At 72.6% G+C, this 22,119-nt stretch carries 25 protein-coding genes and 1 pseudogene; 12 read left to right on the top strand and 14 right to left on the bottom strand.

What is annotated here, in order from left to right; genetic code table 11:
* Window positions 1–60: 60 nt before the first annotated feature.
* The gene (locus JW592_RS08435) at window positions 61–1,164 is read left to right on the top strand and encodes a S1 family peptidase (protein ID WP_504739930.1); all 1,104 of its coding nucleotides are present in this window, start codon (window positions 61–63) and stop codon (window positions 1,162–1,164) included.
* Between the two features lie 157 nt (window positions 1,165–1,321).
* Window positions 1,322–2,167, top strand: a complete 846-nt coding sequence (locus tag JW592_RS08440) for a hypothetical protein (protein WP_209264296.1) — start codon at window positions 1,322–1,324, stop codon at window positions 2,165–2,167.
* A gap of 9 nt (window positions 2,168–2,176) precedes the next feature.
* On the opposite strand, the gene JW592_RS08445 is transcribed toward JW592_RS08440, so the two are convergent.
* Together JW592_RS08445 and JW592_RS08450 are read right to left on the bottom strand one after the other, a co-directional pair.
* Entirely contained in the window at window positions 2,177–2,368 is a 192-nt protein-coding gene (locus JW592_RS08445) for a DUF397 domain-containing protein (protein WP_209264297.1), read from the bottom strand.
* The gene (locus JW592_RS08450; protein ID WP_209264298.1) at window positions 2,365–3,234 is read right to left on the bottom strand and encodes a helix-turn-helix domain-containing protein; all 870 of its coding nucleotides are present in this window, start codon (window positions 3,232–3,234) and stop codon (window positions 2,365–2,367) included. The genes JW592_RS08445 and JW592_RS08450 overlap by 4 nt, the downstream gene beginning before the upstream one ends.
* A gap of 169 nt (window positions 3,235–3,403) precedes the next feature.
* On the opposite strand from JW592_RS08450, the gene JW592_RS08455 reads away from it, so the two are divergent.
* Entirely contained in the window at window positions 3,404–3,853 is a 450-nt protein-coding gene (locus tag JW592_RS08455) for an ATP-binding protein (RefSeq protein ID WP_209264299.1), read from the top strand.
* Here the strand turns inward: JW592_RS08455 and JW592_RS08460 are convergent.
* From JW592_RS08460 to JW592_RS08470, 4 genes and pseudogenes are all read right to left on the bottom strand, one after another.
* On the bottom strand, window positions 3,843–4,136 hold the full coding sequence (locus JW592_RS08460; RefSeq protein WP_209264300.1) for a hypothetical protein: 294 nt from the start codon (window positions 4,134–4,136) through the stop codon (window positions 3,843–3,845). The two genes, JW592_RS08455 and JW592_RS08460, sit on opposite strands and share 11 nt — an antisense overlap.
* Window positions 4,137–4,364: 228 nt before the next feature.
* The gene (locus JW592_RS08465; RefSeq protein ID WP_307805340.1) at window positions 4,365–5,276 is read right to left on the bottom strand and encodes an NAD(P)/FAD-dependent oxidoreductase; all 912 of its coding nucleotides are present in this window, start codon (window positions 5,274–5,276) and stop codon (window positions 4,365–4,367) included.
* A pseudogene (locus JW592_RS33320) lies at window positions 5,195–5,473 on the bottom strand (FAD-dependent oxidoreductase); the annotation flags it as partial. The gene JW592_RS08465 and the pseudogene JW592_RS33320, both read right to left, overlap by 82 nt.
* On the bottom strand, window positions 5,463–6,701 hold the full coding sequence (locus JW592_RS08470; RefSeq protein ID WP_209264301.1) for an MFS transporter: 1,239 nt from the start codon (window positions 6,699–6,701) through the stop codon (window positions 5,463–5,465). The pseudogene JW592_RS33320 and the gene JW592_RS08470, both read right to left, overlap by 11 nt.
* Window positions 6,702–6,759: 58 nt before the next feature.
* Here JW592_RS08470 and JW592_RS08475 point away from each other — a divergent pair, with 58 nt between their 5' ends.
* A complete protein-coding gene (locus JW592_RS08475; protein ID WP_209264302.1) occupies window positions 6,760–7,320 on the top strand; it encodes a CGNR zinc finger domain-containing protein in 561 nt (186 codons plus the stop codon).
* Between the two features lie 28 nt (window positions 7,321–7,348).
* On the opposite strand, the gene JW592_RS08480 is transcribed toward JW592_RS08475, so the two are convergent.
* A complete protein-coding gene (locus JW592_RS08480) occupies window positions 7,349–7,780 on the bottom strand; it encodes a RidA family protein (RefSeq protein WP_209264303.1) in 432 nt (143 codons plus the stop codon).
* Window positions 7,777–9,051, bottom strand: coding sequence for an acyl-CoA dehydrogenase family protein (locus JW592_RS08485; RefSeq protein ID WP_209264304.1), 1,275 nt, complete (start codon window positions 9,049–9,051; stop codon window positions 7,777–7,779). The genes JW592_RS08480 and JW592_RS08485 overlap by 4 nt, the downstream gene beginning before the upstream one ends.
* Before the next feature lie 198 nt (window positions 9,052–9,249).
* On the opposite strand from JW592_RS08485, the gene JW592_RS08490 reads away from it, so the two are divergent.
* Together JW592_RS08490 and JW592_RS08495 are read left to right on the top strand one after the other, a co-directional pair.
* Complete coding sequence (locus JW592_RS08490; protein ID WP_209264305.1) at window positions 9,250–11,007, top strand: AMP-binding protein; 1,758 nt, start codon at window positions 9,250–9,252, stop codon at window positions 11,005–11,007.
* Between the two features lie 21 nt (window positions 11,008–11,028).
* Window positions 11,029–11,916: a PaaX family transcriptional regulator gene (locus tag JW592_RS08495; RefSeq protein ID WP_307805341.1), complete on the top strand. Its 888-nt coding sequence runs from the start codon at window positions 11,029–11,031 to the stop codon at window positions 11,914–11,916.
* A 14-nt stretch (window positions 11,917–11,930) separates the two neighbouring features.
* Here the strand turns inward: JW592_RS08495 and JW592_RS08500 are convergent, their stop codons facing one another.
* The 5 genes from JW592_RS08500 to JW592_RS33160 all read right to left on the bottom strand — a co-directional run bounded on the left by JW592_RS08500 (window position 11,931) and on the right by JW592_RS33160 (window position 16,624).
* Entirely contained in the window at window positions 11,931–12,158 is a 228-nt protein-coding gene (locus JW592_RS08500; RefSeq protein WP_209264307.1) for a DUF3099 domain-containing protein, read from the bottom strand.
* A 31-nt stretch (window positions 12,159–12,189) separates the two neighbouring features.
* Entirely contained in the window at window positions 12,190–12,954 is a 765-nt protein-coding gene (locus tag JW592_RS08505) for a hypothetical protein (RefSeq protein ID WP_209264308.1), read from the bottom strand.
* A 173-nt stretch (window positions 12,955–13,127) separates the two neighbouring features.
* Window positions 13,128–15,539 (bottom strand): oxidoreductase, encoded by a 2,412-nt coding sequence (locus tag JW592_RS08510; protein ID WP_307805332.1) that lies wholly within the window; start codon window positions 15,537–15,539, stop codon window positions 13,128–13,130.
* Between the two features lie 7 nt (window positions 15,540–15,546).
* On the bottom strand, window positions 15,547–16,374 hold the full coding sequence (locus JW592_RS08515; RefSeq protein ID WP_209264309.1) for an enoyl-CoA hydratase family protein: 828 nt from the start codon (window positions 16,372–16,374) through the stop codon (window positions 15,547–15,549).
* Window positions 16,375–16,489: 115 nt separating this feature from the next.
* Window positions 16,490–16,624, bottom strand: coding sequence for a hypothetical protein (locus tag JW592_RS33160; RefSeq protein ID WP_267877984.1), 135 nt, complete (start codon window positions 16,622–16,624; stop codon window positions 16,490–16,492).
* 24 nt (window positions 16,625–16,648) lie between these two features.
* Between JW592_RS33160 and JW592_RS08520 the strand changes: the two genes are divergently transcribed.
* The 3 genes from JW592_RS08520 to JW592_RS08530 all read left to right on the top strand — a co-directional run bounded on the left by JW592_RS08520 (window position 16,649) and on the right by JW592_RS08530 (window position 18,874).
* The gene (locus JW592_RS08520) at window positions 16,649–17,887 is read left to right on the top strand and encodes an AAA family ATPase (RefSeq protein ID WP_209264310.1); all 1,239 of its coding nucleotides are present in this window, start codon (window positions 16,649–16,651) and stop codon (window positions 17,885–17,887) included.
* 107 nt (window positions 17,888–17,994) lie between these two features.
* Complete coding sequence (locus JW592_RS08525) at window positions 17,995–18,315, top strand: nucleotide pyrophosphohydrolase (protein WP_209264362.1); 321 nt, start codon at window positions 17,995–17,997, stop codon at window positions 18,313–18,315.
* 103 nt (window positions 18,316–18,418) lie between these two features.
* Complete coding sequence (locus tag JW592_RS08530) at window positions 18,419–18,874, top strand: DUF6099 family protein (protein ID WP_209264311.1); 456 nt, start codon at window positions 18,419–18,421, stop codon at window positions 18,872–18,874.
* 125 nt (window positions 18,875–18,999) lie between these two features.
* Here the strand turns inward: JW592_RS08530 and JW592_RS08535 are convergent, their stop codons facing one another.
* A complete protein-coding gene (locus JW592_RS08535; protein WP_209264312.1) occupies window positions 19,000–19,392 on the bottom strand; it encodes a nuclear transport factor 2 family protein in 393 nt (130 codons plus the stop codon).
* An 82-nt stretch (window positions 19,393–19,474) separates the two neighbouring features.
* Here JW592_RS08535 and JW592_RS08540 point away from each other — a divergent pair, with 82 nt between their 5' ends.
* From JW592_RS08540 to mmuM, 3 genes are all read left to right on the top strand, one after another.
* Window positions 19,475–20,074: a TetR/AcrR family transcriptional regulator gene (locus JW592_RS08540; RefSeq protein WP_229375448.1), complete on the top strand. Its 600-nt coding sequence runs from the start codon at window positions 19,475–19,477 to the stop codon at window positions 20,072–20,074.
* A gap of 95 nt (window positions 20,075–20,169) precedes the next feature.
* Window positions 20,170–21,093: an LLM class F420-dependent oxidoreductase gene (locus JW592_RS08545; protein ID WP_209264313.1), complete on the top strand. Its 924-nt coding sequence runs from the start codon at window positions 20,170–20,172 to the stop codon at window positions 21,091–21,093.
* Window positions 21,090–22,064: a homocysteine S-methyltransferase gene (mmuM, locus tag JW592_RS08550; RefSeq protein WP_209264314.1), complete on the top strand. Its 975-nt coding sequence runs from the start codon at window positions 21,090–21,092 to the stop codon at window positions 22,062–22,064. Before JW592_RS08545 ends, mmuM begins: the two co-directional genes overlap by 4 nt.
* Window positions 22,065–22,119: the final 55 nt, after the last annotated feature.

Genomic DNA, 22,119 nt, shown 5'->3' on the forward strand with positions numbered 1-22,119 from the left:
GCTCGCTGCCTTGGTGCACATGACAGCTATTGGTGTCACAAGAGCCCTGGGAGGCGGCACATGGGGAAGGTCAGAAAGAGACTCTTACAGGTGGGCGCCGCTGCGCTTCTCGTCACCGTCGCCGCGGCGGTGCCGGCATCCGCCGATGAGTCGCCGAAGCCACTTACGGACCCCGCTCGGGCGGAAGCCTTGGCGACGAAGCTCGGCGAGGACCGGACCGGCGGTGTCTACTACCAGGACGGGCGCCTCGTCGTCACGGTGACCGACCAGGCCGCCGAGCGTACCGTCCGGAATGCAGGGGGAACCGCGAAGCGCGTGAAGCGCAGCACGGCAGAGCTCACGGCCCTCCGCAACGAGCTCGACAGCCTCGGAACCATCGACAACACGGCGTGGTCCGCCGAGGCCGAGACCAACCGGGTGCAGGTCAAGATATTCGACGGGGCGCCCGCCGCCGGGCGGGCCCGGATCGAGAAGGTCGCAGCGGCGCACTCCGACGCGATACGCGTCGACCGGGTCAGGAGCAAGCTGAGCTTCAAGGCCACCGATATCCGCGGTGGCAACGGGATCTACTCCTCGGGCATGCTCTGCTCAGCCGGGTTCAACGCGAAGAACTCCTCAGGGGCGGTCTACACCCTCACCGCCGGCCACTGCGTACCGGGCACCGGCAACACCTGGTACATGAACTGGAACGACCAGAGGATCGGCAACCAGAACTTCTACCGGAACGGGGGCGGAACCGATGCGTCCCCCTGGCGGTGCGGCGACTGTGCCACGGTCCGGGCGAGTGACTCCGGCATCCATCCGGTTGGCTCCGTCCGGTACTGGGGAGGCACCTACAAGGACATCACCAAGTCCCGTTTCGGCGTCGGAGGTGAGAGCGTCGACCGGATCGGCGTCACCAGCCAGGACAAGACGGGCATCATCACCAACGTCAAGGTGACGGTCACCATCGACGGTAAGAAGATGTACGGCATGCACGAGTCCAACGTCTGTGCTCTGCACGGCGACAGCGGCGGCCCCCTGCTCACCGGGTCGACGGCGCTGGGCCTGCTCTCCGGGGGCACCGACGAGACGAAGTGCAGTTCCTCATCCAGCGGCACATACTGGAACTACTTCGAACCGGTACAGCGGCTGTTGAACGAGCGTGGGCTGCACGTCTACTGACGACGCGCCGCCGTCCCAGCCGCCTCCGCCTGCCGGTGAAACCCGCCCTGGTCGGGCTGCGTCAGAAGAGCACCCCCACTTGTTCGTCCGTTCTGGAGCTCACATGCGCATCAGAGCACCGCGTACCGTTGGCCGACTCGCTGCGTGTGCCCTTTTCATGGCTGCCCTCAGCGGCCTTGCCGGGTGCGGCAGCCAGCAGGAGTCATCCAGCGGCGATACGGACGAACTGGCACACCGGGCCCGGCAGGTCGCCGAAGCCTGGGACGGGGCAGCGGCCGCCGCCAAATGGCGCGCCGGCTACCACCCCATGGGAGATGTGATCCAGTTGCCGAGCGGTGGGCTGCACAGCCAAGCCGACAAGCGGGCCCTCAGGGATCGGAACTTCATCTTGCGGGGCGAGCTTCCCGACGCCTCGCCGAAGGACGGCAAGGTGACCAGGAGAGGTGGCCGATCCCTCCAACGGCCCGTGGTCGGGGCCCGCGAGGCGTACAAGAGCCTGGCGGGTAGTGGGGATGAACGGCCACACCTGACGGTGACCGGGGCGAAGCTTGGCACTATGACCGTGGACACCAACCGTGGCAAGGCGACCGTCCCCGCCTGGTTGTTCACCCTGGACGGGTACGACTCCCCCCTCAAACGAGCCGCCGTCGTCCCGTCGAAACTCCCCACGCCGCCCATCAAGCCGACCAGCGACGTTTCCGGCTTCAGCCTCCATCACCTCGTGCGCATCGCCGACGATGGCCGCTCGGTGACCGTGGTCGCTCAGCATGGTGTGTGCGACAACGGGCCCGTGGTGAAGGCGCTGGAGACGCGCGAGAGCGTCGTGCTGTCGGCCACCGTCGGCAAGCGGGAGAAGGGCGGCCACTGCACCAAGCAGGCAAAGCTGCAACAGGTCACGGTGAAGCTGGACCGGCCCCTGCGGGACCGGGTCCTGCTCGACGCCATCACGGGCCGGCCGGTTCCGTTCAGGGGGCTGGTCGGACCTACACCGAGTTGGAGCTGAGCCTGCCCCTCAGCGCCCCGTCGCGAACCGCACGAACTGGCTCCAGCCCTCACGGCCCACCGCGAACGGCTGACGGAACACGTCCTTGGAGTCACGTACGTGGACGGCCTGTTCGGCGATCGCGACCTCCACGCAGTCGTCGCCGTCACTGCCGCTGTAGCTGGACTTGAACCAGACGAGATCCGTCGTACCGGTGCTCATAGCTCTCCTCGCAGTCGCTCCAGCAAGGCCCGGGATTCCTTGGGGCTCAGGGCCTGCGAGCGCAGTGTGTCATAGCGCTGGCAGAGCAGTCTCACCTCTTTCCGGTCCGAAATCAGCCGACCGTTCCGCTGCCCCTCCGAGTAGCAGAGCCGCTGCCCGGCAGGCGTCTCCAAGATGCGCATAGGCCCGTCCAGACACGCATGCAACCCAACCTCCAACGGAACCAGTTGAAGCGTCACATTCCTCGGGGCACTGCGCTCCAGGACGTGGTCCACCAGCTCGCGCATCGCCTCCGCGTTGCCGAACCGCCGCCGGAACACATATTCCTCAACGGTGAAGCTGAACGGCGCCTTCGGCCGTTCCCTCATCGTCGCCTGTCGCTCCATTCGGGCGATGAGCTGCGTCTCCATCTCCTCGTCGGTCCGCAGCGGGATCGTGCCGTCGAATACGGCTCTTGCATACGCCTCCGACTGCAACAGCCCCGGCACCAGTCGGCACTCGTACGTGCACAGGCTCACCGCCTTCCGCTCCAGCCGGGCCCAGCGGCGGAACCACGCGGCGAGCCCCGCCTCGCCCCGGGTGAGGTGGCGAGCGGCCTTCCGCAGGGCGCCCGTGTTGCCCAGTGCTTCCTCCGCGCGCTCCACGAACTCCTCGTCCGGCATGCGGCGTCCCAACTCGACGGACTCCACCGTGTGCTTGGAGAACCGCACGCGGGTGGCCAGTTCGGTACGGCTGAGCCCCGCGTGTTCGCGCAGGGCCTGGACGACCGCCCCGAAGGTGCGCAAGCTGTCCGACGGGTGGGGTTCCCGCTCCCACTCCCCCTCCGGAACCGGCCGTCCGTCGGCGTCTTCCTCAGCGATGTCCATACGCCCGCCCCTCTCCGTCCGTACCGTGACGGCCCCTCACGGCCGTCACGCTCACGACTCAGGGTGACGAGGCTTTCTGCGTACTGTCCACTCCAAGTGCCCGTACGCTCACTCCGCGTACGTGGTGCCACGCTCGCACCCATCGGTTTCCGGACGCCACGCTGGCTCCATGGACCGATCCATTTCCCAACTCGACGCCCCAGCCCGCACCTTCACTCAGCTGCTCTCATCGACGCGGCGTGGCGCCCGGCTCGCCCGGTTGCTCGGTGTGGCCGAACTTCGACGCTGGGGCGTTCCGCAAGACATTACAGAGCGTGCTGAAGTTGTCATCGCGGAGCTCGCTGCCAACGCCGCGCTCCACGGCCGCGTACCCGGCCGCAGCTTCCGGCTCACGCTCGCTTTCGACCCGGCGGCGGCCCGCCTGCGTGTGGAGGTCACCGATGCACGCGGGGAGCTGCGGCCGCACCTGCCGCCGCCGGAGACCGAGCCCGGTGCGCTGCGTACGAGTGGGCACGGTCTGTCCCTGGTCGCCGCCTTGGCCGACCACTGGGACACCGTGCCCTATCCGCCGAGCGGCAAGACCGTCCGAGCCGAGCTGCAAGCAGGGGTCAGCCTTTGAGGGAGGCCAGCCCGCGTTTGACGTCGTCGAGGTTCATCGCGGGCTGGACCGTCACCTCGGCGCCCAGCTCTCGGAAGAGAGGCTCGGTGAGGGTCACCAGTTGGGAGGAGTCCTCCATGTCGAAGACGAACAGGCAGCTGCGGTGCCCTCTGTCCGGGGTGAAGTAGGCGGCCTCCGGTCGGAGTCGCTCAAGCAGGGATTCGAGCACCTGGGCCATCCTGCCGCTCGCGATCAGCTCGGAGCCCTTTTCCGTGTCCAGCCTGGCCTTCAGCAGCATGCGCATGGTGCGGCCTCCTCACGGGGGTGCCGGGCGTTCCCACCCTCCCCCGGCCGGGATCGCCTCGCGAGAGGACAGCGCCCAAGGGGGTGACCGGGCGGGCGACGCGGCGTCAGGTCGGGGCGAACCGCATCGGGTCGTACGGTGTCAGGTCCAGCTGGACGGCAGGGTGGGGTTCCGGGACGCGGCCGAGGGCCAGGCGAGCGGCGACGGCGCCCGCGTACGGACCGGCCGTCAGGCCCCCTGAACCGAGGCCTCCCCCAGCCTCCGGCCGGGAGGTGCCCCCAGCGACCACCAGGCCCTGCAGCGGGGCGACGGTGCCCAGCAGGGGCTGCCCGTCCGGGCTCGTCGGGCGGAAGCGGCCCGGGTCTCCAGGTGTGTGGCCCCCGCCAGGCCCGGAGCCACCGCGAGAGCGTGCCGGAGGACCTCGGCGAGGCCACCCGCCGTGACGCGGTGGTCGAAGCCGGTGCCGTCCTCGCGGGTGGCGCCGACGACGACGCGGGAGTCGTCGAAGGTGAGCAGGTAGTGGCCGCTGCCGCTGGGCAGGACGACCGGCCAGTCGGACGTGTCCGAGCCGGGCAGCCGCAGGTGCACGATCTGGCCTCGCTGCGGTACGACGTCGATGTGCACCCCGGCAGGGCCCAGCAGCGCGGGAGACCAGGCGCCTGCCGCTGCCACCACGGCGTCGGCCGATACCAGTTCACCGGCCACCCGTACGCCGTGCACCCGGCCGTCGCGGGCCTCCAGGCTTGCCGTACCGGAGAGGGTGCGCAGGCCGTGTCGTTCAGCGGCGGCGACGAGCGCCGCCTGCAGCCTGCGGCCGTCGAGCCGCGCTCCTCCGGACAGGTGGAGGGCAGTGCCCTGGAAGCCGCCACCGCTGTGGCCAAGGGCGGGGGAGAGCCGTCGGGCCTCGGCTGCGTCGAGGGTGGTGACCTCGCCCGCGTGTGGGTCGGCCGCCGCGCGCCGCCACCCGGGCCCGCACCTGTTCGGCGGCTTCTTCGTCGGGTGGGGAGCAGGACGAGGGCGCCGACCTCGCGGTGGCCGACGTCGGTTCGGCCGTCCTCGGCCAGGGCCGCGAGGAGGCCCGGATAGTGTCCGGCACCGGCCACGGCGAGTGGGTCGGCCATCCGGCCGGTCCAGGGGCAGATGATGCCCGCGCCCGCCGCGGTGGCACGGCCCTCGTGTACGGCGTCGACCAGGACCGCCTCGGCGCCCGCCCTTACCAGCTCGTACGCCGCGGCCGCGCCGACGATCCCGGCCCCGATCACGACAACTCGCACCCTGCCTCCTCCGCCCGGGCGGCAAGCACGCCGACCTGACCTGATTCCACGGTCACAGGCCATCACCCGGCACGTCAGGCGTCAACGGCCCGTCGGTGCTGATCCCCGGACCGGTCGGCTTGCGGACCAGAGCCGGGCCCAGTGCCCACAGGAGCGCACCGGCAGCCAGGTGCAGCGCCGCCACGAGCAAGGTGAGGGCCCCCGCCGGGAGGTGGGCGAGGGTGCCGACGAATGCGGTGCCCAGGGCTGCCGAGGTCAGCTTGAGTCCTGCGCCCAGGGTGAAGACCTGGGTGCGGGCGCCCTCGGGTGCGTGGTCGGCGCGCAGGCGCAGGGTGGCGGTCAACAGCGGACCGTCGCCCAGCCCTGCGAGGGCGAACAGCGCGACGACCAGCGGGAGTTGCGGGATGAGCGCCGCAGCCGCCAGCGCGGTGGCGGTCAGCAACAGGCTGAACAGGGCCAGCCGTACCGGCCCTGGCGCGCGCCGCCACCGCGCCGTCCCCAGCGAACCGGCGAGCCCGCCCACCGCGAACGCCGTCATCAGCACCCCGCCCGCACCCGGCCCGCCCCGCTGCTGCGCGAGCAGCACACTCGTGACCGGGAGCGCACCGACGCCCAGAAAGGCCACACAGGTCGCCAGAGTGATGGCCCGCAATGGACGAACGTGCCACAGGGCGCGGAAGCCGATGGTGAGCACACCGGGCCCAGGGGCGGGGTCGGGCGCCCCCGGCGCGTGCCGGTCCGTGGGCAGCCGCAGGGCAGTGGAGAGCAGGGCCGCGCTGGTCGCTGAGGCGGCGAGCAGCGTCGTCGCCAGGCTCGCGGAGGCGGCTGCCGCGATGGCGCTGACGGCGGCCGGTGCGGTGACGGCGGCGGCGTTGTAGGTGGTGGCGTCCAGGGCGAAGGCCCGGGTGCGGGGCTGTCCGGCGGGGCCGAGGGAGGCCACCAGGCTGGAGAGGCCGCCGCTGACGACAGGGCCCACGCTGCCTCCGACCAGTGCGGCGGCCAGAACCAGTGGCAGTGGTGCCCGCCCCAGGGTCAGGCCCAGCAGGGCGATCGCCGCGCCGAAGACGGCCAGCGCGCAACAGTGGAAGAGGCGCGGCGCTCCGGCTCGTGCGGCCAGTGCGCCGACCAGCGGCGCCGCCACCGCGTGCGGTGCCAGCCAGGCGGCCAGGACGTAGGCGCCCAGTTCCGGGCTGTGGCCGGCCGTCCGCTCGACCGCCAGCAGTGCCAGCGCGATGCCGACGCCCTCGTCCGCGAGCCGTGCCAGGAAGGCCGTGGCCAGATACGTCGTCATCCGCGCGGCTCCCCGCTCCGGCACCCATGTGTAACGGCTTACTTATATAATGCGTTACATGGAGCAGCGTGGGGAACCCTGGGGCGGGTTCCGGCCCGGTGAGAGGCTGATCGAGCTGGCGAACGCCGTACGCGCGGACCCGGAGCTTCCCCGGGAGGCGATGGCCGCCGTCCTGGCCAGACACGGCGAGACGGAACGGGAGTTGCGCGGCCTGACGGAGGGCGAGGCGGCAGCGCTGCGCCGCGCGGTCGCTGCACTGACGGAGCAGGTGCTGGCCCAGACGGAGACCGACCGTGCGGCCGAGGCGCTCAACGTGCTGCTGGAGCGCTGTGCCGCGCGTCCTCGGTTGAGCCGGCATGACGGTCATGCCTGGCATCTGCACGTCGACCGGGGCGACGACGCGAGCTGGGCCGACTGGTTCACCGCGAGTGCCGCGCTGGCTCTCGCGCGGCTGCTGAGCGAGCGCGGCGATGTCGCCTGGGGCGAGTGCGCGGCGCCGGGCTGCCGACGGCTCTTCCTCGGGGCCGGACCCGGTGCGCCGCAGCGCTATTGTTCGCGGGCCTGCGCCACGCGCAGCCGCGTTGCGGAGCACCGGCGTCGTAGACGGCGCGAAGGGTGAGTGCGTGCAGGGGGAGGGCGCGGCGTCATTACGGCAGCACCGCGACGCCGTCCAGTTCGATGTGCGCCTCCTCGTCCCAGAGCCGGACCGCGCCGATGACCGCCATCGCGGGGTAGTCGCGGCCCGCGAGTTCGCGCCAGATGCGGCCGAGTTCGGCCGCGTGAGCGCGGTAGCCCGGCACGTCCGTCGTGTAGACGGTGACGCGGGCGAGGTCGGCAGGGGCACCGCCGCACGCGGCGAGCGCGGCGAGAAGGTTGCCGAGCGCGGTGCGGAACTGGCCGGGGAGGGTGTGCGCGGCGATGCGGCCGGCGCCGTCCAGGGCCGTCTGGCCCGCGAGGAAGACCAGCCGCGAGCCGGTGGCCGTCACCGCGTGCGAGAAGCCGCGTGGCGGGGAGAGCTCCGCGGGGTTGATCCGGTGCAGGGCGCTGCCGTCGGCGGAATCGGAGCTCGTGCTGCTCATGGGTGCCGCGCCTCCTTGTTCGTCTCCTTGTACAGCTCCTCGGGCTTCTCCTTGTGCTTCTCCTTCTCCTTGTACAACTCCTTGGCGATGAGAGTGCGCTGCACTTCGCTCGCGCCCTCGTAGATGCGGGGTGCGCGCACCTCGCGGTAGAGGTGTTCGAGCAGGTGCCCGCGCTGGAGCGCCGCAGCCCCGTGGATCTGGACGGCGGCGTCCACCACGTACTGCGCGGTCTCGGTCGCCAGCAGCTTGGCCATGGCCGCACGCAGCGCCACGTCGTTGCCGCCCGCCTCGTCGCTGTCGTACGCGCAGGCGGCCGCGTACACCAGCAGCCTCGCCGCCTCCGTACGGGTCGCCATCTCCGCCAACTGATGCGAGACGGCCTGCAGATCGCGCAGGACGCCGCCGAACGCGGGCCGCCGACCGGCGTGGGCCAGCGAGGCATCCAGCGCCGCCTGCGCCATGCCGACGGCGAACGCGCCGACGCTGGGCCGGAAGAGGTTGAGGGTGCGCATGGCCACCCGGAAGCCCGCGCCGGGCTCGCCGAGCCGGTCGGCGCGTGTGACGGGTACGGCGTCGAAGGTGAGGGTGCCGAGGGCGTGCGGCGCCAGCATGTCGAGCGGCCTGCCGCTGAGCCCCGGCCGGTCGGCGGGGACGAGGAACGCGGTCACTCCGCGGGAGCCGGGCGCCTCGCCGGTGCGGGCGAAGACGGTGTAGAAGTCGGCCCAGGGCGCGTTGGAGATCCAGGTCTTGGTCCCGGTCAGCCGCCAGCCGCCCGTACCGCCGGTCGCCCCAGTACCGCCCATGTCGTTCCGACTGCGCGCCTCCGGCTCGGCGCGCAGCGCCAGCGCCGCGGCATCGCTGCCCGCGTCGGGCTCGCTCAGTGCGAACGCCGCGACCGCCTCCCCCGCGGCGACGGCGGGCAGCCAGCGCGCCCGCTGTTCGGCCGTTCCCACGTCCGCGACGGGTCCCGCGCCGAGCCCCTGGAGGGCGAGCGCCGTCTCGGCCTCGGGACAGGAGTACGCCAGGGATTCGCGGAGCAGACACAGGTCGAGGGCGGCGACCCGGCGCCACGGGGGTGCGCCGGGCACCGCGCGGGCCAGCAGTCCGAGCTCGCCGAGGGCGCGCAGCAACGTCCTGTTGACACGCCCGGCCTCGCCCTCGGTGACCAGCGGGGCGAGCCGTTCGGTGCCCAGGGTGCGCAACTGTGCGCACCAGGCGCGCTGTTCGGGGGTGAGCGCGAACGAGGTGGTGGGTGGCGGGGTGGTGGTCATGGCGGCTCCCTCGGCCGTGGCCCGGTGCGACCCGATGCGGCCCGCACGCGCGGGCCACCATCTCCTGTCTATCGCGGACCATTGACTGTCGTCACCAACGCGTTACGCTCATCGCCACCTGCCGCACCCGGCGCCGTCGGCGGCCCGCCGACCGTCGGCCGGCGTTCGGAAGGCCGCCCGCGAGGGGGTAGACCGGTCATGATTCCGACTCCGTCCGCGCACGTCGACACCTTCGTACGGGACCATCTGCCGCCCAGCGACCAGTGGCCAGAGCTCCTGCTCGACGACCCGGACCTGGCGTATCCGGCCCGCCTCAACTGCGGTGCCGCACTGCTGGACCGCACCGTCGAGCGGCTCGGCGCCGACCGTCCTGCGTTCCACTGCGGCGGACTCCCGGCGGCCGAAGAAGAGGGCGGGCAGGTACCGCGCAGCACCTGGTCGTACGGCGAACTGCGCGCCACCGTCGACCGGCTGGCCCATGTGCTGACGCGGGAGATGGGGGTGGTGCCGGGCAACCGGGTGCTGCTGCGCGGGCCCACCAGTCCCTATCTGGCCGCCTGCTGGCTGGCGGTGATGAAGGCGGGCGCCGTGGCGGTGACCGTGCTGGCGGCGCACCGGGCGCGCGAGTTGGCCACCGTCTGCCGACTGGCACGGATATCGCACGCGCTGTGCGACGCGCGGGTGGCGGACGAGCTGGCCAGGGCCGAGGTTCCGGGCCTGCGTACGAGGCTGTTCGGCACCGGGGACACTACCCACCACCCGGGAGGAGGCGAGGAGGATCTGCTGCGCACGGCGGCCGCCATGCCCGACCGGTTCGAGGCGGTGGACACGGCAGCCGACGACGTGGCGCTGATCGCGTTCACCTCCGGCACAACCGGGGACCCCAAAGGCTGTGTGCACTTCCACCGGGACGTGCTCGCCATAGCGGACACCTTCGCCACGCGGGTGCTGCGGCCCAGCGCCGACGACGTGTTCGGGGGAACGCCGCCGCTCGGCTTCACCTTCGGGCTGGGCGGGCTCGTGGTCTTTCCGCTGCGGGCGGGCGCCTCGGCGCTGCTGGAGCAGTGGAGCGGTGCGGCCCGGACGCTGGAGGCGATCACGGCACACCGGGTCTCGGTGCTGTTCACCGCGCCGACCGCCTACCGGGCGATGCTGCCGCTGCTGGACGCTCCCGGCCCCGGCGGTCCGTACGACCTGTCCTCGCTGCGCCGCTGCGTCTCGGCCGGTGAGCATCTGCCCGCCGCCACCTGGGAAGCCTGGCACGCGCGTACGGGGCTGCGGATCATCGACGGGATCGGGGCAACCGAGATGCTGCACATCTTCATCTCCGCCGCCGACGAGGCGATCCGGCCCGGCCGTACGGGAGTCCCGGTGCCCGGCTACCAGGCGCGGATCGTCACCCGGGACGAGCGGGGGTCGCTGGTACCGGTGCCGGACGGTACCCCGGGGCTGCTGGCGGTGCGCGGCCCGGTCGGCTGCCGCTACCTGGCGGACGCGCGCCAGCGCGTGTACGTACGCGACGGCTGGAATCTCACAGGGGACACCTATGTGCGCGACGCGGAGGGTTACTTCCGCTTCGTGGGACGCGCCGACGACATGATCATTTCTGCGGGGCACAACGTCTCCGGCCCCGAGGTCGAAGAGGCGCTGCTGCACCACCCCGACGTGTGCGAGGCCGCCGTGGTGGGCCGCCCCGACGAGCGCCGGGGGCAGTTGGTGGTCGCCCATGTGGTGCTCGCCGCCGGGGTCGAGCCGGACAGCGGCACGGCCGAGCGGCTGCGGCAGTTCGTGAAGGCGGAGCTGGCCGGATACAAGTGCCCGCACCGGTTCGTCTTCACCGGCGCGCTGCCGCGCACCCCGACCGGCAAGCTCCAGCGCTTCCGCCTGCGGGAGCTGGAGCGGGACCGTGCGGGCCTGCCGCAGCCTGGCGGCGGTCCTGGCGAGCGGCAGCCCTAGAGTGACGGCGTGGTTCAGAACGTGTTTCCGCAGCTCGGCGAGGCTGCTCAGGCCCCCGGTGCGCCGCAGCCGAGAAAGCCCTCACCCGGTTCCCTCATCCTCACCTTCTACGGTGCCTACGGGCGCGAACTGGAGAGCGCGGACGGACGTGCGGGCACCGTCCCCGTCGCCGCGCTCATCCGGCTGCTCGGCACCGTGGGCATCGACGCGCCGTCGGTCCGCTCCGCGGTCTCCCGGCTCAAGCGGCGCGGACTGCTGACCGCGGACAGACCCGGCAGCAAAGTGGCCGGATACCGGCCCTCGCCCGCTGCCGCCGAACTCCTCGCCGACGGTGACCGCCGGATCTACAGCCGTCCCGAACCGGACGGCGACTGGCTGCTGGCCGTCTTCTCCGTGCCCGAGAGCGAACGCGACCGGCGGCATCTGCTCCGCTCCCGGCTGGCCCGGCTCGGGTTCGGCAACGCCGCTCCGGGGGTGTGGATCGCGCCCTCGCACCTGGAGGAGGAGGCGCGGCACGCCCTCGACCGGCTGGAACTGGCGCCCTACGTCGACCTGTTCCGCGGCCGCCACACCGGCTTCACCCCGACCGCAGAGGCGGTGGCGCGCTGGTGGGACCTGGCGGCGGTGGCGGAACGGCACCGCGCCTTCCTCGCCGAGCACGAGCCGGTGCTGCGCCGCTGGACGCGGCGCAGCCGGGTACCGGGCGAGGCCGCCTACCGTGACTACCTGCCGGCGCTGGACGCCTGGCGGCGGCTGCCGTACGCGGACCCGGGGCTGCCGCCTGCGCTGCTGCCGGCGCGCTGGCCGGGCGAGCGTTCGGCGAAGGTGTTCTTCACACTGCACGAGAAGCTGCGGGACGCCGGTCTCGGGTATGTGCGCGAGACGCACGCGGAGGCGCTCGGCCGCTGAATGCGGGCTCGCCCTTACGGGGCGCCTCCTCCCTCGTCGTCCGGCGGCTCGTCCCACCAGCGGTCGTCGGACTCCCGCCGGTTGCCGACGATCGCGGCGAGCGGCGGGATGACCATGGCGACGACGCACATTCCGATGGCGGCGGGCACCGACCACAGCCGCACGAAAGCCCAGGCGCTGATGAACAGTGCCAGGCAGATGGCCATCAGCGTGAAGTAGCGCCGCCGCCTGCGTGCGTACATGTTTCCACCGTACGGCGGCGGCCCGCGCCAGTCAGTCGGGGCACACGGCGAAGCGCCGGGCGAGCTTCTCCAGGGCGTCGGCGGTGGCCTCCGGGTCGGTGAGCGGGCTCAGATGGTGCGAGGTGAGCCGCAGTACGCGGTGGCCGATGGCCTCGGCGCGCATCGCGGTGCCCTCGTGGCGGGGGCTCAGCCGCAGGTAGGCGGTGCGGGCGTGGTCGGGGTCGGGCGCTGCGTGCGGGGCGCGCTCCTGGAAGTAGGCCAGGGGCAGCCGCGGCAGACCGGCGCGGAACCGTTCGCGCAGCTCGGGGTCGGGTACCTCGTCTCTCAGCATCCGCTCCGGCAGCCAGCGGTCCCAGGGCGGCAGTATCCCGTCCTCGACCAGCTCGCGCAGCTGCCCGGCGAGGTCCGGCGGAGCCGCCTCCAGCCAGCTGCGGCCGGGGTGCGGCCACTGTGCGTCCACGTAGACCGTGCCGGCGACCGTGCGCGGCGGGGAGTGACCGTGGGTGAGACGGGCGCGGAGTCCGGGCAGCAGCGGGCCTGCGCCGCTGTGTCCTGCCAGGACGACCGGCCACAGGGGCGCGCGCTTCGGGTCGGACGGGCGCGCTGCCACCTGCGCGATGAGGGCGTCCAGCAGCTTGGGGTAGTACGGGCCCGGTCCGTCGAAGGCGCCGACCAGGGTGGGAACGCTGACGGTGCGCCCCCGTGCGCGCAGTACCTCGGCGACCGGCTGCCAGACGAGGTCTCCGGTCAGCGGACTGTGCACCAGCACCAGTTCGACCTGGTTCTCAGCGGGCACATCTCCCCCTTTTCCGGCTCTCGGCGGGTGTCCGCGCTGGCTCGCCCGTTCGCCCCCCGGGGCGCCTGCCTCCCGGAGGCCGGGGTTCGCGAACGAGACCGCTCAGCCTAGACCCGCTCCGGGCCCGAACACCTGGGGATCACTACATACCGAAGGGTATGTGCCAACTGTGCTCAGAGTGCCAGCCGAGGCTTGGGGGCGTCTGTGCGCCCGGTGGGGGGCCTGCGGCTGCCCGCCTGGTACGGCTCCGGCCACGGCGCACCCTGCCCCTCGTACCCCTGCTCGGCCGCCGCGTGCAGCGTCCAGTGCGGGTCGTACAGATGCGGCCGGGCCAGTGCGCACAGGTCGGCGCGGCCGGCCAGCACGAGCGAGTTGACGTCGTCCCAGGAGGAGACGGCACCCACCGCGACGACGGGGACGCCCAGCACGTTGCGGATGCGGTCCGCGTAGGGGGTCTGGTACGAGCGCCCGAAGTCGGGCCGCTCATGGGCGACGACCTGCCCGGTCGAGACGTCGATCGCGTCCGCGCCCCGCTCGGCGAAGGCGGCCGCGATCCGTACCGCGTCGTCCCCCGTCGTACCGTCCGGGGCCCAGTCGGTGGCGGATATCCGTACGGTCATGGGGCGTTCGGCGGGCCAGACCTCGCGCACCGCGTCGAAGACCTCCAGGGGATAGCGCAGCCGCGCCGCCAGGGAGCCGCCGTAGGCGTCGGTGCGGCGGTTGGTCAGCGGCGAGAGGAAGCCCGAGAGCAGATAGCCGTGCGCGCAGTGCAGCTCCAGCAGATCGAACCCCGCGCGTGCGCCCCGCCGGGCCGCGGCGACGAACTCCTCCCGGATCGCGGCCATCCCCCTCGGCGTCAGCTCGTGCGGGGTCTGGCTGACACCGGGGCGGTAGGGCAGCGGCGATGCGGCCACCAGCGGCCAGTTGCCCTCCGGCAGCGGCTCGTCGATGCCCTCCCACATCAGCCGGGTCGAGCCCTTGCGCCCGGAGTGGCCGAGCTGAAGGCCGATCGCGGCGGTCGGCGACTGGCGGTGCACGAAGTCGGTGACGCGCCGCCAGGCCGCCTCCTGCTCGTCGTCCCACAGCCCCGCACAGCCCGGTGTGATGCGGCCCCGCGCTGAGACGCACACCATCTCGGTCATGACCAGCCCGGCCCCGCCGAGCGCCCGCGCGCCCAGGTGGACGAGGTGGAAGTCGCCGGGCACGCCCCGCCGCGACTTGTACATGTCCATCGGGGAGACCACGACCCGGTTGCGCAGCTCGAGACGGCGCAGCCGGAACGGGGTGAACATGGGCGGCGTCTTCGGCCGTATCCCGGCCTCGCGTTCGGTGGCGGCGACGAAACCGGCGTCCCGCAGCCGCAGGTTGGCGTGGGTGACGCGGCGGCTGCGGGTGAGCAGATTGAAGGCGAACCGGTACGGCGGCTGAGCCGTGTACCCGGCCAGCTCCTCGAACCACGTCAGGCTGGCGTGCGCGGCGCGCTGCGTGGACGCCACGACCGGGCGGCGCTCGGCCTCGTAAGCGGCCAGTGCGGAGGACAGGTCGGGCTGTTCCCGCAGGCAGGCGGCGAGCGCCAGGGCGTCCTCGACGGCGAGCTTGGTGCCCGAGCCGATGGAGAAGTGCGCGGTGTGCGCGGCGTCGCCGAGCAGCACGATCTTTCCGGCGTCCGTCCCGTGCCACCAGCGCTCGTTGACGACGGTGCGGAAGGCGGTCCACTGCGAGCGGTTGCCGCGCAGCGTGCGCCCGCCGAGCGTGTGCGGGAAGAGCGCGGCGCACCGCTCGGCGGCGCCGTCCTCGTCCAGCCGGTCGAGGCCGGTGGCCCGCCACACCTCTTCGCGGGTCTCGACGACGGCGGTGGAGCGGCCGGTCGGAAGCTGCGGCCCGGAGGGCCACGATGAGGGGTGGTGGTCGGGTGACGGATGGACCTGCGGCCCGGAGGGCCACGATGAGGGGTGGTGGTCGGGTGACGGGCGGGAATAGGGGTACGCGTGCAACTGGAGGACGCCGTGCGGGGTCTCGGTGATCTCGAAGCGGAAGGCGTCGAGGGCGAAGTCGGCGGCGAGCCAGATGTAGCGGCACCGGTGCGTGGTGACCGTGGGCCGGAAGATGTCGGCGTGTGCCGTACGGGTGGCGCTGTGCACCCCGTCCGCCGCGATCACCAGGTCGTTGGTGCGAGCCAGCTCCGCCGCCGCCGGCGCCTGGGTGCGGAAGCACAGGGTGACACCGAGCCGCCGGCACCGCGCGTGCAGCACCGACAGCAGCGTACGGCGGCCGAGCGCGGCGAAACCGTGCCCGGCGCAGCTGAGGGTGCGGCCGCGGTGGACGACCTCGATCGCGTCCCACCGCACCATGTGCTCGCCCAGGGTGGCGAACACCTCGGGGTCGGCGTTCTCGATACCGCCGACCGTCTCGTCGGAGAGCACCACGCCGAAGCCGAACGTGTCACCGGGCGCGTCACGTTCGTAGACGGTCACCTCACGTGCCGGGTCGAGCCGCTTGAGCAGCAGCGCCGCGTACAGCCCTCCGGGGCCGCCGCCGATGACGGCCACCCGCAGCGGCCGGTCCCCGGCCCGTGGCACCGTCACGGCAGTGTCACCTGCCCCGCCAGGCAGGCGGCCGCTTCTCGGTGAAGGCCGCGTGGAACTCCTTGTAGTCCTCGCCGTGCATCAGCAGCGCCTGGGTGGCCGCGTCCAGTTCGACGGCGCCGGCCAGCGGGAGGTCCAGTTCGGCGGTGAGCAGCGCCTTGGTCTGCGCGTGGGCGAGCGCAGGACCGTCCGCCAGCCGCCGGGCCAGCGCGTGGGCGGCCTGCGCGGTCTCCCCTTCGGGCACCAACTGGCTGAGCAGTCCGATCCGTTCGGCCTCGGGCGCCCGCACGGGCTCACCCAGCATCAGAATGCGGGTGGCGTGGCCGAGCCCGACGACGCGGGGCAGCAGATAGGCGGCCCCCATGTCCCCGCCGGACAGGCCCACCTTGGTGAACAGGAACGCGAACCGGGCTGTGGGGTCGGCCACCCGGAAGTCCGCGGCCAGCGCCAGCACCGCGCCCGCGCCGGCCGCTGCGCCGTGCACCGCGGCGATCACGGGGAACGGCGCCTCTCTCAGCGCCCGCACCACGTGCCCAGTCATCCGGTTGAAGTCCAGCAGCCGCGCCGTGTCCATTCCGAGCGTGGCGCCGATGATCTCCTCCACATCGCCGCCCGAGCAGAAGCCGCGTCCCTCCCCCGCCAGCACCAGCGCGCGGGTGCGGTGCCGGTGCGACAGCTCGGCGAGCAGATCGCGCAGGTCGGCGTACGCCTCGAAGGTCAGCGCGTTCAGCTTCGCGGGCCGGGCGAGCGTGACGGTGGTGACGCCGTCCTGCTCCTCGACGCGCAGATGCCGCCACTCCTCGGTGCGCCGCGCTGATCCGGTGAACGGGCTCATTCCGCAGCCTCCGTCGCTCCGTCGGCGAACCGTGAACCGCCCTCCCCGGGGGGCGTGCGGCTCCACTTGGTGAACGTATCACTCGCCCGTGACTGTCGTCACCAGTGCGCGATAGTCACTCGAACGCCTCCCCGAGCGCCACCTGGCGGGCCCTGCCGCACCGCTCGGCAGCCCAACTGCCCGTCTCCGCACCGGACTCGCGCGTCATCCGATCGGGGGAGCAGGCGCGTGCGGGAACGGTTCGCCGCACGGCGGCGTGCGTACGGTCGCCGGCATGGGAGCGTCACAGCAGGCCGGCCCGACGGCCGCCCTGGACGGCCCGGTGGCCGCTCCGGGCTACCCCGGGCAGAGCGTCCGGGCACCGGCCGTCAGCGCACTGCGCCTGTCCGCCTTCCGGTCGCTGCGCGCCCGTACCGTCCCGCTGGACCCCGTCACGGTGCTGACCGGGCCAAGCGGCAGCGGCAAGTCGACGGTCCTGGAGGCGTACGAGGCACTGGCCCGGCTCGGCCAGGGCGGGCTGCTGGAGGAGGTGTTCGGACACCGGGCCACCACGCCCGGCCGCCCCTCCCCGTACGTACCGCACACCGCGCAGGCCGACCGGCAGGGGCGGCGCGGCTTCCGGCTGGGCTGCTCCGTGACGGGCCCGGCCGGACCGCTGCACTTCGACGTCGCCGTACAGGCCGAGCCCGAACTGCGGGTCGTGGGTGAGCGGTTGTCCCGCCCTGCGGGGGAGACGCTGGTGGCGACAGCCCTGCTGGACCCGGCCCGGCGCTCGGTGACCGCCACCCGGCAGGTGGCGGGGGTGAGCCGGGCGCTGCGGACGCCCTTCCCCGACGACCGGCTCACCCTCCCGCTGCTCCCGCTGCGGGTGGCGGGCAACACCGCAGAGGACCGCGCGCTGTTGGCGGCCGTCGAACAGGTCGTCGTCGCCCTGCGTTCGGTCTTCGGGTGCGACCCGGTGCCCGCGCGGATGCGGGGGCCCGTCGCGGCCCGGGACGGCAGACTGGGCGGCGACTGCGGCAACCTGGCCGCCGTGCTGCGCCGTACGCACGCGGAGTGCGCCACCCGGCACGCCGCGCTGCTCGCCATGGTGCGGGAGGGCTGCGCCGGGCCGGTGACCCAGCTGCGGTCCGAGACGGCCGGGAGCGGGGACAGCGCCATGGTACGGGGTGTGCTGGAGCGGGGCGTCAGCGCACCGGCCACTCCGCTGGAGTGGCTGGGCGAGGGCGAGTTGCGTTTCCTGGCACTGGCTCTGGTGCTGGTGACCGGCCCCGGAGTGCTGTCGGTGCAGACGGTGGACGAGGTGCCGGCTGCGCAGCAGGCGCTCACGGTGCTCGCCGACGGCCTGGACCGGGCGTTGGACGCACGGCAGACGGCCGAACTGCTGGCCCTGGCGGGCCGGATGGCGCGGCGCGGCCATGTGCGGCTGCTGGCAACCGGCCCTTCGGGAGGTGTGCTGGCGCGGGAGGCGGCGCGGACGGAGGGCCTGGCCCTGGTAGACCTTGGGAGGTGAACGAAGAGCACGACGAGACACGGGCGGCCGAGCAGACAGCCGAACAGGCGACCGACCGCACTGGACACCAGGACGGCCCGGCAGCGGCCCCTCGCACCGTCGCGGGGCTGCAGCAGCGCCTCGCACGGTTCGCGGAGGCGCGGGACTGGGGGCAGTACCACACCCCCAAGAACCTGGCCGCGGCGCTGAGCGTGGAGGCGGCCGAACTGGTGGAGATCTTCCAGTGGTTGACTCCGGAGCAGTCGGCCCGGGTGATGACGGACCCGGAGGCGGCCTCGCGGGTCGAGGACGAGGTCGCCGACGTCCTCGCCTACCTCCTCCAGTTCTGCCATGTGGTGGGTGTCGACCCCCTCGCGGCGCTGGAAGCAAAGATCGAGAGGAACGAAACGCGTTTCCCGAAGCCCGGAACCGGTCACTCTATGGAGTGACGAACTTATTCACACGAGCCTTTTATCCAGGTAATTCCGAAACCTCCTGGCGGAGCTGACCATTTGCAGTCACGCTGGGTAACGACCAGTGAGGGGTAGGCAGATGGATGCAGTCCGGCTCATCGCCGCCACACGCCAGGCCCTCGCGCTCAGCGCGGACGTGTCCGAGATCCTCGCCGAGGCATGGCAGGCGCAGGCGATCGCAGCGGCGGTGGGCAGCCACCTCGCGATCAGCGGTCCTCCGGCAGTGCGGTCCGAGGCGCTGGGGCTGAGCGAGGTGGGCGGCAGAGCAGGCGGTTCCAGGAACCACGCGCTGCGCGCGGGCGCCGTACGAGCAGCACGGCTTTCGGTCATCGAGGACCCCCGGCGCACGCTGGACGACCTGGGCGCCCTGCTGGGCGAGGCGGGGGTCGCCCTGGTGGGGGTGGCCGTCACCGCTGAGGACGAGACGCTGTACTGGCAGTGCATGGAAGCCATCGACGCGGCGGACGAGTCGGGCGACCGGATCGCCTCGATCCTGCGGACGCTCTCCATGCGCGAACGCGGCAGCCTCGCCTGAGGCTGCCGCGCCCCTGGGTGGCTACCCGCAAGCTTGGGCAGTCTGCTCCCCCAGCCTCCGGCCCGGAGGTACCCCCAGGGCGCAGGGTGGGCAAGCGCGGCGTCATTGCCGGGTACGCGAAATGTTCACCCGGCCACGGGCACCGCCCGCGTCAGCATGTGAGCCCGCCGCAGGCGCCCGTCGGCGGCGAAGTGACCGAAGAAGCAGACCTCGATGTCCAGTTCGCGCTTCGGGTCACGCACGTGCATCGTATAGCGGGCCGCGAGCCGGTCGTCGTCGGCAAACGCCTCATGCACCGACATCCGAAGCTCGGGCCTGCGCTTACGGATGGGACGGGTGTGGGCGACGAGCTTCGCGCGGTCCATCCAATGGCCGTCGGCGATCTGCACGACGTCAGGGGCGTGGTAGCGGTCGACGACCGCTTCGGCATCCTCCTCGCTACTGAGCAGCTCCTCGTGGAACCCCGTGATGAAGTCGGCGATGAACCGCCCGGGGTCGTTCGCGTCGAACGTGCGCATGGGGCCTCGGCTTTCCAAGGAAGTCTTACACGCTGTATGAGTTGTAAGGTATGACTCCAGCGATAACTTTGACAAGGTGTCAATGATGACTCCCCCGCCCGCCTCCCGGACCGCCCGGAACCGCCGCGCCGACGCCCGCCGCAGCAGGACGTCGATCCTCGACGGGGCGATCCAGCTGCTGAACGACCGTCCCGACGCCAGCGTCGAAGCCATCGCCGCAGCCGCAGGCGTGACCCGGCAGACCGTCTACGCCCACTTCCCTTCCCGCGAGCAGCTGCTGACCGCCGTGCTCGACCGGCTCACCGAGCGGACCGTCGCCGCCATGGCAGCGGCCGACCCCGACTCCGGCCCGCCCGCCGAGGCCCTGCTGCGCGTGCTCGACGCCGCCGAGCAGACCGCCGGGGCGTACCCGGCCCTCGTCCGACTGCTCGGCACGCTGCCCATGAGCCCTCCGGACGACGCCGAGCGGCACGCCCCGGTCACCGCGCTGCTGGAGCGCGTCGTCCGGCGCGGGCAGGCGAGCGGCGCCTTCGACGACCGCCTCCCGACGGACTGGCTGGTCACCGCCACCATCGCGCTGGCCCACGCCGCGAGTGAACAGGCGGAGGGCGGCCGGCTGTCCCGTCGGCAGGCGAGAGACGTCCTCCGCACCAGCGTGCTGCGGCTGCTGGGCGGGGATTGAGGGAAACGCCCTTCGGGGCCGGTCCGGCAGTAGCGGGCGAGGGTCCGGCGGGAGGCGCGGCGGTCCTGTCCCACCGGGCGCGGCAAGATGGGACCATGCGACTGCGAATCTTCACCGAGCCCCAGCAGGGGGCCGACTACGACACGCTGCTGAAGGTCGCCAAGGCCACCGAGGACCTCGGCTTCGACGCCTTCTACCGCTCCGACCACTATCTGGCGATGGGCGACTCGGACGGCCTTCCCGGCCCCACCGACGCGTGGATCACCCTGGCCGGCCTCGCCCGTGAGACCAGCCGCATCCGGCTGGGCACGCTGATGACGGCGGGGACCTTCCGGCTGCCGGGGACGCTGGCCATCCAGGTCGCGCAGGTGGACGCCATGTCGGGCGGCCGGGTCGACTTCGGGCTGGGCTCGGGGTGGTACGAGGCCGAGCACACCGCCTACGGCATCCCCTTCCCCAAGGAGAAGTTCGGCCGCCTGGAGGAGCAACTGGAGATCATCACCGAGCTGTGGAAGACCCCGGTCGGTGCGAAGTTCGACTACGAGGGCACCTACTACCAGCTCAAGGACTGCCCCGCGCTGCCCAAGCCGCACCAGGAACGTATCCCGGTCCTGGTCGGCGGTATGGGTGCCAAGCGCACACCGAAGCTGGCGGCGCGGTACGCGGACGAGTTCAATGTGCCCTTCGCCTCACCGGCCGACAGCGAGCGGCAGTTCGACCGGGTGCGGGCCGCCGCCCAGGAGCGCGGCCGTGACGCCTCGGAGCTGACCTTCTCCAACGCGCTCGTGGCCTGCGTCGGCAAGGACGACGCCGAGGTGGCCCGCCGCGCCGCCGCCATCGGGCGCCAGGTGGACGAGCTGAAGGAGAACGGCCTGGCGGGTACGCCCGAGGAGGTCATCGACAAGATCGGCCGCTACGGTGAACTCGGCAGCACCCGTATCTACCTGCAGATCCTCGATCTGAGCGACCTCGACCACCTGGCGCTGATCGCGGACCAGGTGCAGGCCAAGCTCTCGTGACGGCCGCCGACGCCGCGACCCCGCTCGCCCACGCGCTCGCCCGCGGCACCGTGCTGCTGGACGGCGGGCTCTCCAACCAGCTGGAGGCGCAGGGCAACGACCTGTCCGACGAGCTGTGGTCCGCCCGGCTGCTGGCCGAGGCGCCCGGGGAGATCGAGGCCGCGCACGCCGCGTATGTACGGGCCGGTGCCCGGGTGCTGATCACCTCCAGCTACCAGGCGTCGTTCGAGGGGTTCGGGCGGCGTGGGCTGTCGGAGGAGGAGTCGGCGGCGCTGTTCCGGCGCAGCGTGGAGCTGGCCCGTACGGCCTCCGGCGACACAGCCGGCGGGCCGGTGTGGGTCGCGGCGTCGGTCGGCCCGTACGGTGCCGTGCTCGCCGACGGCAGTGAGTACCGGGGCCGGTACGGGCTGAGCATGGCGCAGCTGGTCGCCTTCCACCGGCCGCGTATCGAGGCGCTGGTCGCGGCGGCCCCGGATGTTCTCGCACTGGAGACGGTGCCGGACGCACTGGAGGCCGAGGCCATGCTGCGGGCGGCGGACGGCTGCGGGGTGCCGGTGTGGCTGAGCTACACGGTGGCCGAAGGGGCTGCGGCCCGAAGGGCCACAATGAGGGGTGGTGGCCGGGTGACGGGTGGGCTGACTCGTGCCGGCCAGCCGCTGGCTGAGTCCTTCGCCGTGGCGGCCGGCAATCCGCAGGTGCTCGCGGTCGGTGTCAACTGCTGTGCGGCCGACAAGGTCGGCGAGGCGCTGGAGGCGGCCGCTCAGGCGTGCCCCGGCGTACCGCTCGTCGCCTACCCGAACAGCGGCGAGGGCTGGGACGCCGGGCGTGCGGCCTGGACAGGTGCGGCATCGTTCGACGCGGCGCTCGCCGCGGAGTGGGTGGCGCTCGGAGCCCGGCTGGTCGGCGGCTGCTGCCGGGTGGGCCCGGACGCCATCACCGCGCTGGGAGAGGTATTGCGGCAAGCCGACTGAACCCCGCACATCGCAGGCGTCCTCGCAAAGCGGCCGACGCTCCGCGAGGATTGCC

Source organism: Streptomyces spirodelae (assembly GCF_017676385.1).
Lineage (GTDB): Bacteria > Actinomycetota > Actinomycetes > Streptomycetales > Streptomycetaceae > Streptomyces > Streptomyces spirodelae.

Coding starts and splice junctions, on each gene's coding strand:
- JW592_RS08530 (WP_209264311.1), top strand. CDS start 18,419: ATGGATGCAGTCCGGCTCATCGCCGCCACACGCCAGGCCCTCGCGCTC.
- JW592_RS08490 (WP_209264305.1), top strand. CDS start 9,250: ATGATTCCGACTCCGTCCGCGCACGTCGACACCTTCGTACGGGACCAT.
- JW592_RS08540 (WP_229375448.1), top strand. CDS start 19,475: ATGATGACTCCCCCGCCCGCCTCCCGGACCGCCCGGAACCGCCGCGCC.
- JW592_RS08535 (WP_209264312.1), bottom strand. CDS start 19,392: ATGCGCACGTTCGACGCGAACGACCCCGGGCGGTTCATCGCCGACTTC.
- JW592_RS08545 (WP_209264313.1), top strand. CDS start 20,170: ATGCGACTGCGAATCTTCACCGAGCCCCAGCAGGGGGCCGACTACGAC.
- JW592_RS08475 (WP_209264302.1), top strand. CDS start 6,760: ATGGAGCAGCGTGGGGAACCCTGGGGCGGGTTCCGGCCCGGTGAGAGG.
- JW592_RS08445 (WP_209264297.1), bottom strand. CDS start 2,368: ATGAGCACCGGTACGACGGATCTCGTCTGGTTCAAGTCCAGCTACAGC.
- JW592_RS08460 (WP_209264300.1), bottom strand. CDS start 4,136: ATGCGCATGCTGCTGAAGGCCAGGCTGGACACGGAAAAGGGCTCCGAG.
- JW592_RS08455 (WP_209264299.1), top strand. CDS start 3,404: ATGGACCGATCCATTTCCCAACTCGACGCCCCAGCCCGCACCTTCACT.
- JW592_RS08470 (WP_209264301.1), bottom strand. CDS start 6,701: ATGACGACGTATCTGGCCACGGCCTTCCTGGCACGGCTCGCGGACGAG.
- JW592_RS08480 (WP_209264303.1), bottom strand. CDS start 7,780: ATGAGCAGCACGAGCTCCGATTCCGCCGACGGCAGCGCCCTGCACCGG.
- JW592_RS08440 (WP_209264296.1), top strand. CDS start 1,322: ATGGCTGCCCTCAGCGGCCTTGCCGGGTGCGGCAGCCAGCAGGAGTCA.
- JW592_RS08485 (WP_209264304.1), bottom strand. CDS start 9,051: ATGACCACCACCCCGCCACCCACCACCTCGTTCGCGCTCACCCCCGAA.
- JW592_RS08500 (WP_209264307.1), bottom strand. CDS start 12,158: ATGTACGCACGCAGGCGGCGGCGCTACTTCACGCTGATGGCCATCTGC.
- JW592_RS08435 (WP_504739930.1), top strand. CDS start 61: ATGGGGAAGGTCAGAAAGAGACTCTTACAGGTGGGCGCCGCTGCGCTT.
- JW592_RS08450 (WP_209264298.1), bottom strand. CDS start 3,234: ATGGACATCGCTGAGGAAGACGCCGACGGACGGCCGGTTCCGGAGGGG.
- JW592_RS08515 (WP_209264309.1), bottom strand. CDS start 16,374: ATGAGCCCGTTCACCGGATCAGCGCGGCGCACCGAGGAGTGGCGGCAT.
- JW592_RS08520 (WP_209264310.1), top strand. CDS start 16,649: ATGGGAGCGTCACAGCAGGCCGGCCCGACGGCCGCCCTGGACGGCCCG.